Below are 15858 nucleotides of genomic sequence, written 5' to 3' on the forward strand. Positions count from 1 at the left end.
TCAGACCGTGTGATTGCGCATCAGATCGCGATGCGTGAGATACAGACGCAGATCGAACTCGATCTGATGGTAGCCCGGCTGCATCAACTCGCACAGGCGATAAAACGCCTTGTTGTGGTCGCTCTCCTTGAGATGCGCGAGTTCGTGCACGACGATCATCCGCAGAAATTCAGGCGCCGTGTCCTTGAAAAGCGACGCGATGCGGATCTCCTTCTTCGCCTTGAGCTTGCCGCCTTGCACGCGCGAGATGGCGGTATGCAGGCCGAGCGCGTGCCGGAGCACGTCGAGCTTGCTGTCATAGCAAACTTTGTCGATGGCCGGTGCTACGCGCAGAAATTCGTTCTTCAGATCGGCGCAGTACTGATACAGCGCGCGGTCCGACTGGATGGCATGCTTCGAAGGATAGCGTGCGTCGAGATACGGCCCGAGCTGCTGCTGGGCGATGAGTCGGCGCACCTTTTCCTGAAGCGTGCTCGGGTAGGCGCTCAGGTATTTCAGGTGTTGCATGACGGCTGACGAGGGTAGAGGGCCTTGGCGGGATACGTCGACGTGCGCCGGTAGTCGCGCAACGCTGCCATCAATCATTTTAGTCATGAACGCGCGAGCTCGCCGCCGCGCCGTGCGAATGGTGCCCCAGCGCACGCAATTGCGTAAGTTTGTGTATCGCGTCGCACACTGAAGCATGCGCCGTGCGAATATGCGCGCTTTCTTAAGCAAGCGGTTCAAGGCAGGGTCACATGGCATCGAGCAAGGCCCATCACGCGACGGGATGGGCGGCGGGAATCATCGCGGCGGCGCTGGTCACGAAGGCGGCAGGCGTCGATTATCTCGCCTGCGCGCTCGCCGTTGTGGGCGGCGTGATCGGGGCGACCGCGCCGGACTGGCTCGAAGTGGCGTGGTGGACCCGCAAGCGCAAGCTGTGGATCACGCATCGCACGCTTACGCATTGGGGCGTGGGCTGGGCCGCGCTTCTGGCGTTGTCATGGCATCTGCTCGCGAAGCACCCCGCCGTGCCGTTCGCATTCGGTTTCGCGTGCGGCGGCATCATGCATTTGCTCGCGGACTGGCCGAACCCGCTCGGCGTCCCCTGGATTGGTGGACGCCATTCGTTGAGATTGTGGACGAGCGGGCATTGCGACCTCATCGTCGTCGGCGCTGCGTGGATCGCGGCACTTTATGTCGCCGACGGTGTCTGGTTTCATCATGCGTATGGCCGCATGCTGCTCAACGCGTTGCGCGTCTGATCGCAATAGAATCCTGCCAGTTCTCACCACGCTACCGGACCTCGACCCATGCATATGAATCAAGCGCGGAACCGCATCTTTCTCGTCCTCTTCGTTTTGGTCACGCTCATGCTCGGCGGATGCGCGGGCTTCTTGAACCGCGATGCGTTGCGCGTCAGCGTGGCGGGCATCGAGCCGCTCGAAGGGCAGGGGCTCGAGATGCGCTTCGCCGTCAAGCTGCGCGTGCAGAATCCAAACGATACGTCGATCGACTTCGATGGCGTCGCGCTCGATCTGGATGTGAACGGCCGCGCTTTCGCGAGCGGCGTGAGTCCGCAGCGCGGATCCGTGCCGCGTTTCGGCGAACTCGTCGTGTCCGTGCCGGTGACGGTGTCGGCGTGGTCGGTCGCGCGGCAAGCGTTGGGCTTCGCGAGCGGCGACGAGGTGACCAAGGTGTCGTACGTCGCGCGTGGTCGTCTTGCGGGCGGGCCGTTCGGCGGCGCGCGCTTCTCCGACCAGGGCACGATCGATTTTCCGACCGGAAGCGGCGCTTTCGGCTATTGATCTGTCACTGCACATGCAACGAGCGCCCGAAGGCGCTCGTTTAATCAACGGCTCGTTAATGCACGCGCCTCAGTGCGTGACGTGCAGGCCGTTTGCGTCGTCGTGGTGCAATTCGACGTGCGCGTTGCCCGGCGCTGCGTCGTGACGGGCGATCTCTTCCTGGCGCTTATGTTCTTCACGCGCCGCACGCGCTTCGCGTTCGTTGCGGGCATCGCGCTCGCGTGTCTCGTCGACGCGCTCGCGGTGCTCCTTGCGCTCGAGTCGCAGATGGCGCTCGGCTTCGTGTGACTTGGCGAATGCACCCGCCGACAGGCAGGCGATGAGAGCAGCAGCAAACAGCTTTTTCATGTCCAACTTCCTTACTGTGAACATTGCGGACCGGATGATCCGCAATGCCCAAACAAACGCTCCCATTGGCCACGCGTTGACGCCTGTTGCTTTGGTGTAAGGACATTCAACAATGTTTCGCAGATCGGCGCTAAGTGACGCCGCCCGATGTAAGCAACGGATGCTTAAGGGCGCATGAAGTAAGGCGTGCGAAGCAATGAAAGGAGTACTGCCTATCACAACGCGCGGTTTCGGAAGGTTTGGCCGATGCATGCTAGATATCGTGCGCGAAATTGCGGCTCCTCGTCTTTACATTTCGTAATCGCAAGACTTTAATCAACGAGCGGACGAAGCCGTCCGTCATCGCAATCCGCTTCCTCTCCGATGCTTAGCGTCGGTGGCGCGCGAAGCGGAATTCTTGCGCTTTCACGTTCCAGATGGCAGGTCGGGCACGTCGCGGCGCGCTTCTCATGCAGCGAGGTCATCCATGATCAACTTCCCGGTCGACGCAATCGACACGCTCAAATCCGCCGTGCGCGGCAAAGTCATTTCGCCCACCGACTCCGACTACGACGAAGCACGCAAAGTATGGAACGCAACCATCGACAGGCGCCCGGCGCTCATCGTGCGTTGCGCGGGAACGGCCGACGTGATCGCGGCGCTCAGTTTCGCGCGCGAACACGGCGCGCTGCTTTCCATACGAGGCGGCGCGCACAATATCGCGGGCAGCGCGGTGAGCGACGATGCACTCATGATCGACTTGTCCGCGATGAAGTCGGTACGTATCGATCCGCAAGCGAAACGCGCCTATGTCGAGCCGGGCGCGCTGCTCTCCGACTTCGATCACGAAGCACAGGCCTTCGGTCTTGCGACGCCGCTCGGCATCAACTCGACGACGGGAGTGGCGGGCCTTACGTTAGGCGGCGGCTTCGGGTGGATCAGCCGCAAATATGGCGTGACGGTGGACAATCTCGTCGCCGCGGACATCGTGACGGCAGACGGCCAGTGGCGCCGCGTCAGCGCGGAATCCGAGCCGGACCTTTTTTGGGCGCTGCGTGGCGGCGGCGGCAACTTCGGCATCGTGACGATGTTCGAATTCCGCTTGCACGAAGTCGGGCCGCAGATTTATGGCGGGCTCGTCGTGTATCCGCTCGAACAGGCGGATGAGGTCTTGCCGAAGTATCGCGCGTTCATCGCGGACGCGCCTGACGACCTGACGGTATGGGCGGTCCTGCGCCTGGCGCCCCCACTACCGTTCCTGCCGGCCGACGTGCATGGCAAGCCGGTCATTGCGCTTGCGTGCTGCTATATCGGTGACATCGGGCGCGGTGCCGAGGCGTTGCAGACCGTGCGTGAATTCGGCACGCCGTACGGCGAGCATCTCGGCCCGATGCCTTTTACCGCATGGCAGAAGGCGTTCGATCCATTGCTGACACCGGGCGCGCGCAATTATTGGAAGTCTCACAACTTCGCCGCGCTCGACGACGAGACGTTGCGCATTCTCACGGATGCCGTGAAGGCGTTGCCGTCGCCGCATTGCGAGATCTTCATCGGCGCGATGGCCGGCCAGACCAACCGCGTTCCCGCGAATGCGACCGCTTACGCGAATCGCGATTCGGTATTCACCATCAACATACACGGTCGCTGGACCGAAGCGGCGGACGACGACACCTGCACGCAATGGGCGCGCGACATGTTTACCGCGCTGACGCCGCATGCGCTGGGCAGCGTCTACGTGAATTTCCTGACGGGTGACGAGGGTGATCGCGTGAAAGCGGCCTATGGACCGAACTACGAGCGGCTCGCAGAAGTGAAGCGCCGTTACGATCCGGAGAACGTGTTCCGCAGTAATCAGAACATCCAGCCTGCCTAACTCTGTCGGCGCGCCGCGCGATTGAGCGGCGCGCGTCGTTCATCGACGTTCGACGTAGCGCTGCTCGTTCAGAGCGCCCTTGCCGTTGTCGTCATAAACGAGCATGCGCGTTTCGCTGCTCAAGCACGCTTGCAGCACGCCGAGGAATCTTGCGTCCACGGCAAGACGCAATCGATTGAAGCGATGCTGCTGCCTCGCGTGGTCAAGATACGAAGCAATGGATCGAGCGAATGTCTCGCGGTCTTTGTCGCTTGCCTCATTGCGCGACCGAGCGGTGTTCCTAATGTCCTCGACTTGCTGAAGATCGACTTTGAGTCCGCGCGTTTCGAAGATGCGGGCGCGATGCTCGTCGGCGGCAAGAACCCACGTAATGGCGGTCATGATGCTTCCTCCTGTTCGCCCGGCTTCGAGCGACGCTCGCGCCATTGTGCGCCGATTCGCGACGCTCAACAGCCCGACGTGCTGCGGCGTTGCAGCATGGCGCCGGTTTGCGCGAAGCGTTCATGTAGTGCAAACAGCCGCTACAGCTAATAGAGAGGATGGCCGCCGCGCGCTTGTGCGTCGCGGTAATAGTCGCGCAGCATACTTTATACAGCGGGCGCCTTGCCCCGATAGGACAATCGGGCGCGTCGGCGCCGGTTTCGTAGAAACCGCAATGACCGGCTTATCCCGGCAGTGCGTGAGCGTCGGAGGCGGACAGAGGCTTGCGAGCGCCGCCGAGCTTATTGATATTCACTGGCGCTTTCGTAGTCGCTTGGCATTGCGCGACTGTTCAAGATGCCGTTCCTTTGCAGCAATTGCCGGCAATGACTCCGCTCAGATTCTCACGTTTCGCTCCACATGCGCAGCAGGTTGTGATAACAGCCGACGAGCGAGCGCTTCGCGGCTTCGTCGCCATTCGTCGCATTGAGACGCTGTATCGAGTTGTCGAGATCGAAAAGCAGCGCGCGTTGCGCATCGTCGCGTACGAGGCTTTGCGCCCAAAAGAAGCTGGACACGCGCGCGCCGCGCGTGACTGGACGCACTTGATGCAGGCTCGTTGCCGGATACACGATGGCATGGCCCGCGGGGAGCTTCACTTCCTGCACGCCGTACGTGTCTTCGATGACGAGTTCGCCACCGTCGTAATCTTCAGGGCGCGACAGAAAGAGCGTGATCGATACATCCGTGCGAACGCGTGCGCCGTGGCCCGGCACGATGCGAATGGCGCCATCGACGTGACTGCCGAAATGCATGCCACCTTCATAGCGATTGAAAAGCGGCGGATACACGCGGTTGGGCAGCACCGCGCTGATGAAAAGCGGATGACGTTCGAGCGCACCGACGATCACATCGCCCATTTCGCGGGCGATGGCGGAGCCTTCGGCAATCTGTTGATTGCGCTTGACGGGCGCGCCTTGATAACCCGCGGTGGCGCGGCCGTCGACCCATGAGTCGGTGTCGGCTTCGAGGCGCGAGCGCATGGCGGCGGCGTCTTCGGCGCTCAGGACGCCCGGTATCGAAAGAATCATTGCGTGGGCTCGGTGTGAGTCACTGCGCGCGCCGAGTACGAGCGGCGCGCGCTTCAGATCAAAGGTGCATCAGCGGAAGCGGTAATTCAACGTCGCGAGGAACGTGCGGCCAAGACCAGGCACCGCGCGTCCGCCGTCGGACGGGATCAGGGCATCGTAGTACTTCTTGTCCGTCAGGTTCAGCACGTTCAACTGGATATCGTAGCGTTTCTGATGATACGCGGCCATTGCATCCCATCGCGTATAGCCGCCGACCTGCACGAGGTTGTTGTTGGCCGCATAGCGCGACGACACATACGATGGACCGCCGCCAAATTCCCAGTTCGGCGTGACGTTATACGTGGACCACAGCGTGAGCATGTGATGCGGCGTGTTGGCGAGCGTGTGTCCGGTGGTGCCGTCGAGCGCCTTCTGTACGGTGCCGTCCATGTACGTATAGCCGCCGAACACCTGCCACTTGTTCGTGATGTGGCCCGCGACGCCGAGTTGATAGCCGCGCACGCGCACATCGCCATCGAGCGTGTATTCGCCGGTGGAGACCTGCGTGCGCGCGTTGGTTTTCTCGATGTTGAAGAGCGACTGCGTCACCGAAAGCCCGCCGTTCAGCAAGTCCCACTTCGAGCCGATCTCATACGAACGGTTCTTCTCGGGCGGCGTGTTCTGCTGGTTGTTGGTAAGCGTAAGCGCTTCGAGCGACGGATTGAACGACGTGCCATACGACACGTAATACGACTGCCATTCGGTCGGTTGCCACACAATGCCGGTGCGCACGCTCGTGAAGTAGTTCGTCTGCGTGGCATAGCGCGGTGCGTTGATCGAGTTATGGATCGATGCTTCATAGCGGTCCCAACGCACGCCCCCAATCCACTTCCAATGCTCGCCGATCGAGATAGTGTCGTTGAGATAGAGCCCGATGCCGTTCGCGCTGGATTCCGCGAGATTGGTGGCGACCTCGCGATAATTCGACGGGCGCGTCGTATAAGTCGGATCGACGAGCGGCACGATAGCGAGCGTATTGGACGACAGGCCCGGCGTGGTGGCAGTGAAGGTCTGGTTGCTATAGGTCTCGTGGCTCAGATCGACGCCGACGAGCATGTCGTGCTTGAGAAAGCCCGTCGCGAACTTGCCTTCGAAGTCGGTCGTGTTGTACACCGAGTGGTCGTTGATGTTGCGGTCCTTGCCTTGAAGGCGCACGTAAAGCGAAGAGAGGGGCAGCGTCGTGTAGTTTCCGTTGGTCAACGCAGTGGACGTGTTGAGCGGTCCGGTCAGCACGGCGGCCGCGTTCGTCGCGCGCGCTTCGGTGCTGTAGTGACTGAATTGCGTCTGATTGCGCAGCGTGAAGACATCGTTGAAGCGATGCTCCACGCGCGCGTTGAGCGTTTGCACGTCCTGAATCGTGCGGTCGTCGGTAAAGCCATAGAACGTCTTCGTATCGACCGGCGCCGGATGTCCGTTGAGCGGCGGAATGCCGTAGTCGGGCTGATCGCGGTTGTGCTGAATCAGGGCGGATAGCGTCACTTGCGTCGGCGTGCCGATGCCGAACTTCACTTCCGGCGCGACGCCGTAATCCTTGCTCTTCATCTGATCGCGAGTGGAGCCCAGGTCCTGACCGAACGCGTTGATGCGAAACGCGGAAGTCTCGGTCATCGGCTGATTGATGTCGACGGTCGTGCGGTAGCGGTCGTGCGTGCCCGCTTGCACGGATACATCGGCGCGCGGCTTCAGCTCCGGCTGCTTGCTGACCTGATTGATGACGCCGCCTGTCGAGCCGCGGCCGAAGTACAACGACGACGGCCCGTACAGCACATCGATGGATTCGAGGTTGAACGTATCGCGATAGTACTGGCCGCGGTCGCGAAAGCCGTCGAGATAGATATCGGTGCGCGCGGTGAAGCCGCGCAAGTTGATGTTATTGCCGATCTGGCCGCCTTCCGCTGCGCCGAGCGTGACGCCCGGTACGTTGCGCAGCGCGTCCGAGAAAGAGCTGACCGCCTGCGACTGCAGAACCGCTTTCGGCACGACGACGACTGCCTGCGGGATGTCGCGCAATGCGGCGGGCACTTTTGCGCCGACGCTCGATACTTCGGGCTGGAAGTCGCGCGACGTGTCGCTTTGTCCCGTCACCTTGACGGCGGGCAGAGCGGCGGTTTCAGGCGCCGCCGTGGCGGAATCCGCGTTCGCGCTTGCGGCGCCGTTGGTGCTGTCTGCGGAGCCGCTCTGAACGGAGGCGGCGGCTCGCGTACTTTCTGTTGCCGTTTGCGCGTAGAGCGGCGCGGCCATCGGCATGGCAGCCATACTCACCAAGGCCGCGGCGAGCGGCGTTTTCCTCAGCATATCGTTCCCCGATATTTTGTTAATGAATTCGGAACGACGACGGACCGGCTGTCCGTTCGTCCTGCTTCACCTGCATCCGCGCGTCAGCGGTGCTAAATGAGAATCAGTATCATTACACAATGTGACAAGTTTTTGTAAGTACCTGATCGGTTTACAGGCTCAAGCCAGCGATGCCGCTTTGCATCTTGCATGCACCATCGAGTGCGCTGAATGCACATTCGATGCGCATCAAGAGGCCATTTGCACCAAGATGAGACGAAAGCGCTGCGCGTGCAGATTGCGGACTGCACTGTGTATAAGCGGGCGCACAGCTTTCGCACACGGAGCTGCACACAAAATGCGCAGATGGCCCGGATATTGCACATGTCGCCGTTTTTTTTAAAACGTCCGCCGACATGCAGGCACTTCAATCTGGTACCGACACCCTGTTCCTATTGCTGGGCGCCGCCATGGTGCTTGCCATGCACGCCGGTTTCGCGTTCCTCGAACTGGGAACGGTCAGGCGCGAGAATCAGGTGAACGCGCTCGTCAAGATTCTTGTGGACTTCGCCGTGTCCACCCTCGCGTACTTCTTCATCGGCTACAACATTGCTTACGGCGTGCAGTTCATGCACGGAGCCGACGTGCTCGCGCAGCACAACGGCTATGCGCTGGTGCGCTTCTTCTTCCTCTTGACGTTCGCTGCGGCGGTTCCGGCGATCGTGTCGGGAGGCATCGCCGAGCGTTCGAAGTTCAACCCGCAGTTGTTCGCAACCTGCGTGATCGTCGGGTTCATTTATCCGCTACTCGAAGGCATCGCGTGGAACGAACGGTTCGGCGTGCAGTCGTGGCTCACGCAGGCTTTCGGTGCGCCGTTTCACGACTTCGCCGGTTCCGTCGTCGTGCACGCGTTCGGCGGCTGGGTCGCGTTGCCGGCGGTGCTGCTGCTCGGGCCGCGCCACGGTCGTTATCACAAGGATGGACGCATCGCCGCGCACCCGCCGTCGAGCATTCCGTTTCTCGCGCTCGGTGCGTGGGTGCTCGCGGTCGGCTGGTTCGGCTTCAACGTGATGAGCGCGCAGACGGTCGACAAAATTAGCGGTCTGGTTGCGGTGAATTCACTAATGGCGATGGTCGGCGGCACGCTCGCCGCGTGGGTCGCGGGGCGCAACGATCCGGGCTTTGCCTACAACGGTCCGCTAGCCGGACTAGTCGCGGTATGTGCAGGGTCCGACGTGATGCATCCGCTCGGCGCGTTGATCGTCGGAGCGGTGGCGGGCGTGCTGTTCGTGCAGATGTTCACGTGTGTGCAGAACCGCTGGCGGATCGACGACGTGCTCGGCGTCTGGCCGCTGCATGGTCTCTGCGGCGCGTGGGGCGGCATCGCGGCAGGCGTGTTCGGGCAAAAGACGTTCGGGGGCATCGGCGGCGTGTCGATGTGGTCGCAATGCATCGGCACCGTCGGCGCGGTCTTGCTCGCGCTCGCGGGCGGCGCTGCCGTCTACGGCGTCATCAAGATGACGGTGGGACTGCGCCTCGACCGCGAGGACGAGTTCAACGGCGCGGACCTGGCCATCCATCGCATCTCGTCGACGCCGGATCGAGAAATGGCCGGCTGAGGTCGCAGTTCGCCCTCCGGCCGTCAGCGCCGGATTGCATGCAAGATGCGCCGCATTGGCATTTTGCATGCCGCCGCCGCCCGGATCAGCAACTTGCCGCGAGCCGGCGCAAGACGGGGGAAAAGGCCCGGGCATGCGCTTCGCTGAAAGCGACCGCTCCGACATGACCGGCGCCGAACCGGCAAAGCGACGCGTGCTTTGCCTGATTGACGCAGAACCTCCGATTGACGAGAATCGCGGCCCGGTCGCGGTCGGCTTGCTATGCCGATGAGTGCGCGCCGGTTACGATATACCGGCCGATCCCCAACAAGGCCGAGAGCTTGAATCCTACAGAGACCGGGTCCTTCGATTTGCCGCTTCCGTCGCGCAACTTCTCGTTGACGCGACGCGTGCTGCTGCTCGTCCTGGCCGCGTCTGTCGCCGTTCCGCTTGCCTGTCTCGGCATCTACGGCTATTACGATTATCAGCGCCGGTTCGCCGAGGCCGGCGACCTGACCGAGCGGCTCGCGCGCGTGGCGAACGAACACGCGCTCAAAGTGCTGGACCTCAATCAGCAACTGGAGACGCGCGTCGTCGACATGCTGGGCGACAGTGGCGACGCGGACGTCAAGTTGCGCGAAGAAGCCTTGCATCGCGCGCTCGACGACATGAGCGGCACGCTCGCGCAGGTCGCGGCCATTTCGGTCTTCGGCGCGAACGGCGCGCTGCTTGTGAATAGCCGCCGGTATCCCGCGCCGGACGTGTCGATTGCCGAGCGCGACGACTTCCTTTCGGCCCGCGCGTTCGCGCCCGTCACCTACTTCTCATTGCCGTTGCGCGGCAAGGTCGCGCAATCGGACGTGTTCACGACGACCATGGGGCGCATCAGCCACAACGGGCAGTTTCTCGGCGTCGTGTCGATTGCGCTGAATCGCGATTATTTCGTCGACTTCTATCGCGAGATCGCAGCGGGCGACTCAGCGCTCGTAATCGGTCTTTATCGGCGCGATGGCGGCATTCTCGTGCGCTATCCGCCGAGCCCCGCGTCGTCGCAAGCCGCGAACAACACGCCCTTCACCGACGCGTTTCGCAACAACGAGCTCTTCGGACGCGTGCGCATGACATCGACCATCGATCACGTCGAGCGCGTGCTTGCGTACCGGCGTGTCGGCGAATTTCCGCTCTATGTGGCGACCGGTTATGCGACGTCGGTCGTGCGCGCGCGCTGGCGGCAGAACCTCGCGCTCGTCGCAGCGATCGCGGCGTTGCCATGCATGGCCGTATGGCTTCTCATCGCGTTCTCCATTCGCCGGCTCGATGCGGAGCGCGTCGCGTGGGAACGCTGGCAGGCGGAAGTCGCGACGAGGCTGTCCGTCGAAGCATCGACGCGGCAGTTGCGGCGCATGGGCGCGCTCGGCAATCTGGTGGCGAACGTCGCGCACGATTTCAATAACCTGCTGATGGTCGTGTCGGCGAATATGGCCCTTGCACGGCGCAAGCATTTCAACGATGTCGAGAGCGAAGTGCTCGCGGTCGAACGCGCAACCGCCGGCGCGGAGTCGCTCGCGCGGCGGCTGATGAGCGTCGCGCGCAAGCATCCGCTGAAGCAGGAAGTCATCGATCCCGCCGCGTGGATCAGAAGCATGCTCGAAATCGTGAAGCGCGCGGTGCATCCGTCGGTCTCGCTGACGGTCGAGTTCTCAGCGGACGTGTGGCCCATCATGGCCGATGCCGTGGAACTCGAACTGGCGCTCGTCAACATCGTCGCGAACGCGAGCGAGGCGATGCCGCATGGCGGGCGCATCGTCATCCGCTGTCAGAACGCTCGATTACGTGGCGCGGAAACCGATCTGCCCGATGGCGAATACGTGCTCATTTCCGTGACGGACAACGGCGAAGGCATGAGCGAAGCCGTGTTGCGCCGCGCGTTCGAACCGCTCTTCACGACGAAAGTGCGCGGCGCGGGCACGGGTCTCGGCCTCTCGCAAGTGCTGGCCGCGTGCGAGCAGGCGGGCGGCAGCGCGCGCATCACGAGCGTGCCGGGCGCCGGCACCACGGTTCGGCTTTATCTGCCAAGGCATCACGGACCGGTAACGGCGCCTGCGGCTAAACCCGTCGAGATGGAGAAGGAGAAGCCGCTGGCCAAACCGCAGCAAGTGGCGGACGACGACCATCCGTTCAGAGGCATGTCGGTGCTGCTCGTAGAAGACAATACCGACGTCGCGGCGGGCGTCATGGCGGTGCTCGAAGTCTTCGGATGCACCGTGCATCACGAGGAAAGCGCGGATGCGGCGTTCGCGCTCATGGGCGAGGGCTACAGCTTCGATCTGGTGCTGTCAGACGTGCAGATGCCCGGCAGGATGAACGGCATCGACCTCGCGGAGCAGATCACGAAGCGGCTGCCTTCGCAAAAGCTCGTGCTGATGACGGGCTATGCGGACGAGATCGAACGCGCGAAGCATCTGGGCGTGCCGATTCTCGCGAAGCCTTTCGACATGGACGACTTGCGCGATCTCATCATGGACGGCGTGCCGCACTGAGTGGACGTTACTTATGCTTCGGCATGGGGCGCGCGCCGACGAGAGGATTGAACGACCGGCGCTTCTCTGTCGGCGCTTCCTCCTCGGCCGATGCTTTCGCGCGGCGCGCATTCGTGCGTTTGCCGCCGAGCTGATGGAGCAGGTCTTCGTCGTCAGTGGCTTCTTCGTCTGCTTCCGCGTCGTCTCGCGCGGCCGCGGAGGTCGTTTGCCCGGCGCCTGCAAGATGCTCCATGACGGAGACGAAGTCCTTCTGCGCGGACTTGAGCGCGCGGCCCGGCATCATGATGAGCACGACCGCTTCCTGCACGGTGTGATCGTCGACGGTATGCAGCGTGCCAGCTTCCGTCCAGTCGATGCCGCTCCCGGCATACGCCGCGATCACATGTTGCAGCACCGCAGGCGAGAGCACGCCGGCATCGTATAAGCCGACGATCTGCCGTTCGGCAAGCGCGAAGAGACTCGTCTTCGGGGCAGCGCTTGCCTTCGATGCGGATTTGCGGGCGGCCATGCTATTTCGATGCGGGCGCGACCCGCCATACCGTATTGCCGACGTCGTCGGCGACCAGCAGGCCGCCTGCGTGGTCCACGGCCACGCCGACAGGACGCCCCAGCGCGTGCCCGTCTGCCGAAAGAAAACCGGTCAGGATATCTTCAGGCGGACCGGAAGGCTTGCCATCCTGGAACGGAACGAAGATGACCTTATAACCGCTTCTCGGCTTGCGATTCCACGACCCGTGCTGACCGATAAACGCGCCGTTCCAGTAATGCTGCGGGAAGGCTTTTGCGTCGTAGAACGCGAGACCGAGCGAGGCCGTATGCGCGCCGAGCGCATAGTCAGGCACGGTGGCCGATTCGACCAGATCCGCGCGTTGCGGCTTCACGCGATCATCGACATGCTGGCCGTAATAGCTATAAGGCCAGCCATAGAACGCACCGTCCTTCACTGCGGTCATGTAGTCGGGAACGAGCTCGTTGCCGAGTTCATCGCGCTCATTCACGGCGGTCCATAACGCGCCGGTTTGCGGCTGCCACGACATTCCGTTGGGATTGCGAAGCCCCGTTGCATAGAGACGAGTCTGTCTACTCGCGATATCCACTTCCATGATGGCCGCGCGCCCGTTCTCCGCCTCGATGCCGTTCTCCGCGGCATTGCTGTTCGAGCCGACCGTCACGTACAGCCGCTTGCCGTCCGGACTCGCGATGATGTTCTTGGTCCAGTGATGGTTGATCGGTCCCGCGGGCAGGTCGATAAATTTCTCGCCCGTCGATTCGATCGTCGTTTCGCCTGTCCGATACTTGAAGCGCAGCACGGCATCGGTATCGGCGACATAGAGGTCATCTCCGACCAGCGCCATGCCGAACGGCGAATGCAAATGATCGATGAATACGGTCCGCGTTTCGGCGACGCCGTCGCCGTCGGCATCGCGCAACAACACGATGCGATCGGGACTCGCCATGCCCGCGCCCGCGCGCTTCATCACCTTCTTCATGACGGCGCCCTTGATGCCCGAGTTCGTATCGTGCTCGGCGGGGGCGTTGCTCTCGGCCACGAGCACGTCGCCGTTGGGCAGCGTGATGATCCAGCGCGGATGATCGAGCCCGGACGCGAAAGCGGTTACGTCGAAGCCCGCTGGCGATATGGGCTTCTGTCCTTCGGCCCACTGCTTGGCGGGCGCGATGTTCACCGTCGGCAACAACGCGCGGCGCGGCGCGGGAAGCGCGGGATCGCGCCCGAAGTCAGTCGGGTAGTCATCCGCGAGCGCGATGCTGCACGAGACCGCCAGCATCGCGACGAGCGTCACGCGTAGGCACTTGCGCGCGTCAGGAAGCGCCATCCATCAGCCTCCGCCGATGCCCTGCACGATTTTTCCCGTGCCGTCGCAAGTGGGACAATCGCCGCCGTCTTGCTTGCCTGTGCCGTTGCAGTCGGGACAGATGTCTTCGCCGGTGCCCGGTGCGCCGGGCTCTGCTTCATCGCCCGGACTGAGAGGAGGTTCTTGCGCCATGACTGTCTCCTAGGTTGGTATGCCTTGGCGAGAAGCAAAGAGTATTCCGCGGTGACGTGGCAAGCGGCGCGTTCGTCTTTAGGGCTTGCGTCCGAATGCTTCGCGCAAGTGCCGCTTCGCTTGCTCGAGCGTATTGCGCCGCGTCTTCGGCAAGTTGCGGCCGGCTCGATTGATATAGAAATTGAGCATCGACATGGCCGACTGGAACGGCGTGCCCTTGCGCCGTTTGCTCTCGGTGGACGAGCGTTTGAGCGACTGCGCAATTTCTTCGGCGTTGCCGTTCTTGAAGATATCGCGCTGAATATCCATCGCGTCGCTCGTTTCCATCACATGATGCGACCAGCGGTGCGTCGAATTGGCGGACTTTGCTTTCTTGCTTCCGGATTTCTTGTGATCGCTCGCGAGCGTATGGCGCTGCCGCGTGGTGCTGCGCTTGCCCGAACCCGTCTTGCCCGCGCTAGCGCCGGTCTTCTTGGTCTTGCTTGCCGTCGGCATGACGGTTCCTCCATTAACGTTTATGTTTCATCAGCCGATGCGCTTCCCGCAGCGCATCCACGATAGCCTGATAAGCGGCATGGCGCGTCTCCGGGTCGGGCGCGCGCAATACATACGACGGGTGATACGTGGCGACGATCACGCGCCCCTCGTGCTCGATAGGGTGGCCCATCGACGCTTGCAGCTTGGCCTTCGAATCGCGCAGCACTGACTTCAGCGCGGTCGCGCCCAGCGCGACGATCACCTTCGGGTCGATGTCGGTCGTTTCGCGGTCCATCCAGTAGTGGCACGCGTCGATTTCGCGCTGAGCCGGTGTCTTGTGCATGCGGCGCTTGCCGCGCGGTTCCCATTTGAAGTGCTTGACGGCATTGGTCACATAGACTTCCTTGCGCGCGACGCCGGCTTCTTCGAGCGCGCGGTCCAGCATCGCGCCAGCCGGACCGACGAAGGGCTTGCCTTGCAAATCTTCCTGATCGCCCGGTTGTTCGCCGACGATCATCAGCGGCGCGTGGCGCGGACCGGCGCCCGGAACCGCTTGCGTTGCGTCCTTGTACAGCGCGCAACGATGACACGCGTCGAGTGTGTCCGGTGTTTGATCGGGCTCTACGCCGGGCTGCGGGGTCGTGACCATGAGGACCTTACGCGAAGGGGCGGGGTGACAAGGCCGTAGACGGAATCATGGGCATGTGTTCTCCGAGACTTTTGGAAGCGGGTAGCAATTGCCGAACCTTCGTCTGCAAAGCTGTGGGAATGCCCGTTGCTGATTCCCTGAGTACCTGAGCAAAGGAGGGCAGCGATGAGCAACAACGATCGTATCGAAGGACCAGGCAGCACCGACAAGCCGCTCGGCGATGCAGGCAGCGGAGCCACCGGCGGTGGTTCGTTCGGCAATCTTCCGGGACCGGGCGCGGCGACGGGCGGCGATCCGCATCAGGGCGTGCGTCAGCCGAATGCGGGCGAAGTGGAACCGGAGAATCGCCGTCTGGATCAGCAGCCGCATCAGACAGCGGAAGTGCCGCTCGGCTCGGGCAATCGTCCGGAGCCGGCGGGACGAGGCGGTCAGGTCAGCGACGTCGCGGCATCGCCGGGACAGGACGTGCCGCCGCGCGGAAACTGATTCACGACGTATAAGCGCAAAAACACAAGCGCAAATGCAAAGCGGCCGCTTATCGCGGCCGCTTTGCTTTCATGCGGATGTGCCGATCAACGCGTGGCAATGTACATCGTGATTTCAAAGCCAAAGCGCATATCGGTGAAGCTAGGGGTTTCCCACTTCATAGAGCCTCCTTGTGCATTGAGCGGCCGACGGATGCCGAGCCGTTGCGCGGTTGTTTTCCTGAGCGCGTGCAGCGCGGCGCTCAAATCGACGCTCTTTCATCCTAGCGCGACTTCGCCGCCTGCATCATTG

General features: G+C 62.5%; 17 protein-coding genes. 6 read left to right on the forward strand and 11 right to left on the reverse strand.

What is annotated here, in order from left to right; translation table 11 throughout:
- Positions 1-507 (reverse strand): M48 family metallopeptidase, encoded by a 507-nt coding sequence (locus JYK05_RS15775; RefSeq protein WP_175941256.1) that lies wholly within the window; start codon positions 505-507, stop codon positions 1-3.
- Between the two features lie 230 nt (positions 508-737).
- Between JYK05_RS15775 and JYK05_RS15780 the strand changes: the two genes are divergently transcribed.
- Positions 738-1244: a metal-dependent hydrolase gene (locus tag JYK05_RS15780; RefSeq protein ID WP_206469378.1), complete on the forward strand. Its 507-nt coding sequence runs from the start codon at positions 738-740 to the stop codon at positions 1242-1244.
- 48 nt (positions 1245-1292) lie between these two features.
- Positions 1293-1787 carry an LEA type 2 family protein gene (locus tag JYK05_RS15785; RefSeq protein ID WP_206469379.1) on the forward strand — a complete coding sequence of 165 codons (495 nt, stop codon included), beginning with the start codon at positions 1293-1295 and terminating at the stop codon, positions 1785-1787.
- A 69-nt stretch (positions 1788-1856) separates the two neighbouring features.
- Here JYK05_RS15785 and JYK05_RS15790 read toward each other — a convergent pair whose 3' ends face one another.
- Positions 1857-2201, reverse strand: coding sequence for a hypothetical protein (locus tag JYK05_RS15790; RefSeq protein WP_206469380.1), 345 nt, complete (start codon positions 2199-2201; stop codon positions 1857-1859).
- A gap of 400 nt (positions 2202-2601) precedes the next feature.
- Here JYK05_RS15790 and JYK05_RS15795 point away from each other — a divergent pair, with 400 nt between their 5' ends.
- Positions 2602-3987: an FAD-binding oxidoreductase gene (locus JYK05_RS15795; protein ID WP_206469381.1), complete on the forward strand. Its 1386-nt coding sequence runs from the start codon at positions 2602-2604 to the stop codon at positions 3985-3987.
- A gap of 39 nt (positions 3988-4026) precedes the next feature.
- On the opposite strand, the gene JYK05_RS15800 is transcribed toward JYK05_RS15795, so the two are convergent.
- The 3 genes from JYK05_RS15800 to JYK05_RS15810 all read right to left on the reverse strand — a co-directional run bounded on the left by JYK05_RS15800 (position 4027) and on the right by JYK05_RS15810 (position 7832).
- Positions 4027-4413: a host attachment protein gene (locus tag JYK05_RS15800; RefSeq protein WP_371826449.1), complete on the reverse strand. Its 387-nt coding sequence runs from the start codon at positions 4411-4413 to the stop codon at positions 4027-4029.
- 398 nt (positions 4414-4811) lie between these two features.
- A complete protein-coding gene (locus JYK05_RS15805; protein WP_175941273.1) occupies positions 4812-5498 on the reverse strand; it encodes a Fe2+-dependent dioxygenase in 687 nt (228 codons plus the stop codon).
- Between the two features lie 69 nt (positions 5499-5567).
- Positions 5568-7832, reverse strand: coding sequence for a TonB-dependent siderophore receptor (locus tag JYK05_RS15810; RefSeq protein WP_175941276.1), 2265 nt, complete (start codon positions 7830-7832; stop codon positions 5568-5570).
- Between the two features lie 395 nt (positions 7833-8227).
- Here JYK05_RS15810 and JYK05_RS15815 point away from each other — a divergent pair, with 395 nt between their 5' ends.
- Positions 8228-9430 (forward strand): ammonium transporter, encoded by a 1203-nt coding sequence (locus JYK05_RS15815; RefSeq protein WP_206469388.1) that lies wholly within the window; start codon positions 8228-8230, stop codon positions 9428-9430.
- Positions 9431-9750: 320 nt separating this feature from the next.
- Positions 9751-11949, forward strand: a complete 2199-nt coding sequence (locus JYK05_RS15820) for a hybrid sensor histidine kinase/response regulator (protein WP_206469390.1) — start codon at positions 9751-9753, stop codon at positions 11947-11949.
- Between the two features lie 7 nt (positions 11950-11956).
- On the opposite strand, the gene JYK05_RS15825 is transcribed toward JYK05_RS15820, so the two are convergent.
- The 5 genes from JYK05_RS15825 to JYK05_RS15845 form a co-directional block, all read right to left on the reverse strand.
- Entirely contained in the window at positions 11957-12457 is a 501-nt protein-coding gene (locus JYK05_RS15825; protein ID WP_206469392.1) for a hypothetical protein, read from the reverse strand.
- A gap of 1 nt (position 12458) precedes the next feature.
- Positions 12459-13736: a sorbosone dehydrogenase family protein gene (locus JYK05_RS15830; RefSeq protein WP_241270003.1), complete on the reverse strand. Its 1278-nt coding sequence runs from the start codon at positions 13734-13736 to the stop codon at positions 12459-12461.
- Positions 13737-13787: 51 nt separating this feature from the next.
- The gene (locus JYK05_RS15835; protein ID WP_175941287.1) at positions 13788-13955 is read right to left on the reverse strand and encodes a hypothetical protein; all 168 of its coding nucleotides are present in this window, start codon (positions 13953-13955) and stop codon (positions 13788-13790) included.
- A gap of 78 nt (positions 13956-14033) precedes the next feature.
- Complete coding sequence (locus JYK05_RS15840; protein ID WP_206469395.1) at positions 14034-14450, reverse strand: DUF3175 domain-containing protein; 417 nt, start codon at positions 14448-14450, stop codon at positions 14034-14036.
- 13 nt (positions 14451-14463) lie between these two features.
- Positions 14464-15081: a UdgX family uracil-DNA binding protein gene (locus JYK05_RS15845; protein ID WP_206469396.1), complete on the reverse strand. Its 618-nt coding sequence runs from the start codon at positions 15079-15081 to the stop codon at positions 14464-14466.
- Between the two features lie 165 nt (positions 15082-15246).
- Here JYK05_RS15845 and JYK05_RS15850 point away from each other — a divergent pair, with 165 nt between their 5' ends.
- Positions 15247-15567 carry a hypothetical protein gene (locus JYK05_RS15850; protein ID WP_175941294.1) on the forward strand — a complete coding sequence of 107 codons (321 nt, stop codon included), beginning with the start codon at positions 15247-15249 and terminating at the stop codon, positions 15565-15567.
- Positions 15568-15653: 86 nt separating this feature from the next.
- Here the strand turns inward: JYK05_RS15850 and pqqA are convergent, their stop codons facing one another.
- A complete protein-coding gene (gene pqqA / locus JYK05_RS26590; protein WP_008353049.1) occupies positions 15654-15728 on the reverse strand; it encodes a pyrroloquinoline quinone precursor peptide PqqA in 75 nt (24 codons plus the stop codon).
- Between the last annotated feature and the right edge of the window lie 130 nt (positions 15729-15858).

The organism is Caballeronia sp. M1242 (genome assembly GCF_017220215.1).
GTDB lineage: Bacteria > Pseudomonadota > Gammaproteobacteria > Burkholderiales > Burkholderiaceae > Caballeronia.

What these genes read in the sequence shown, in the direction of transcription:
- JYK05_RS15845 (WP_206469396.1), bottom strand. Translation starts at nt 15,081, where the DNA reads ATGGTCACGACCCCGCAGCCCGGCGTAGAGCCCGATCAAACACCGGAC.
- JYK05_RS15840 (WP_206469395.1), bottom strand. Translation starts at nt 14,450, where the DNA reads ATGCCGACGGCAAGCAAGACCAAGAAGACCGGCGCTAGCGCGGGCAAG.
- JYK05_RS15795 (WP_206469381.1), top strand. Translation starts at nt 2,602, where the DNA reads ATGATCAACTTCCCGGTCGACGCAATCGACACGCTCAAATCCGCCGTG.
- JYK05_RS15785 (WP_206469379.1), top strand. Translation starts at nt 1,293, where the DNA reads ATGCATATGAATCAAGCGCGGAACCGCATCTTTCTCGTCCTCTTCGTT.
- JYK05_RS15850 (WP_175941294.1), top strand. Translation starts at nt 15,247, where the DNA reads ATGAGCAACAACGATCGTATCGAAGGACCAGGCAGCACCGACAAGCCG.
- JYK05_RS15800 (WP_371826449.1), bottom strand. Translation starts at nt 4,413, where the DNA reads ATGGCGCGAGCGTCGCTCGAAGCCGGGCGAACAGGAGGAAGCATCATG.
- JYK05_RS15790 (WP_206469380.1), bottom strand. Translation starts at nt 2,201, where the DNA reads ATGGGAGCGTTTGTTTGGGCATTGCGGATCATCCGGTCCGCAATGTTC.
- JYK05_RS15830 (WP_241270003.1), bottom strand. Translation starts at nt 13,736, where the DNA reads ATGCTGGCGGTCTCGTGCAGCATCGCGCTCGCGGATGACTACCCGACT.
- JYK05_RS15805 (WP_175941273.1), bottom strand. Translation starts at nt 5,498, where the DNA reads ATGATTCTTTCGATACCGGGCGTCCTGAGCGCCGAAGACGCCGCCGCC.
- JYK05_RS15810 (WP_175941276.1), bottom strand. Translation starts at nt 7,832, where the DNA reads ATGCTGAGGAAAACGCCGCTCGCCGCGGCCTTGGTGAGTATGGCTGCC.
- JYK05_RS15835 (WP_175941287.1), bottom strand. Translation starts at nt 13,955, where the DNA reads ATGGCGCAAGAACCTCCTCTCAGTCCGGGCGATGAAGCAGAGCCCGGC.
- JYK05_RS15775 (WP_175941256.1), bottom strand. Translation starts at nt 507, where the DNA reads ATGCAACACCTGAAATACCTGAGCGCCTACCCGAGCACGCTTCAGGAA.
- JYK05_RS15815 (WP_206469388.1), top strand. Translation starts at nt 8,228, where the DNA reads ATGCAGGCACTTCAATCTGGTACCGACACCCTGTTCCTATTGCTGGGC.
- JYK05_RS15780 (WP_206469378.1), top strand. Translation starts at nt 738, where the DNA reads ATGGCATCGAGCAAGGCCCATCACGCGACGGGATGGGCGGCGGGAATC.
- JYK05_RS15825 (WP_206469392.1), bottom strand. Translation starts at nt 12,457, where the DNA reads ATGGCCGCCCGCAAATCCGCATCGAAGGCAAGCGCTGCCCCGAAGACG.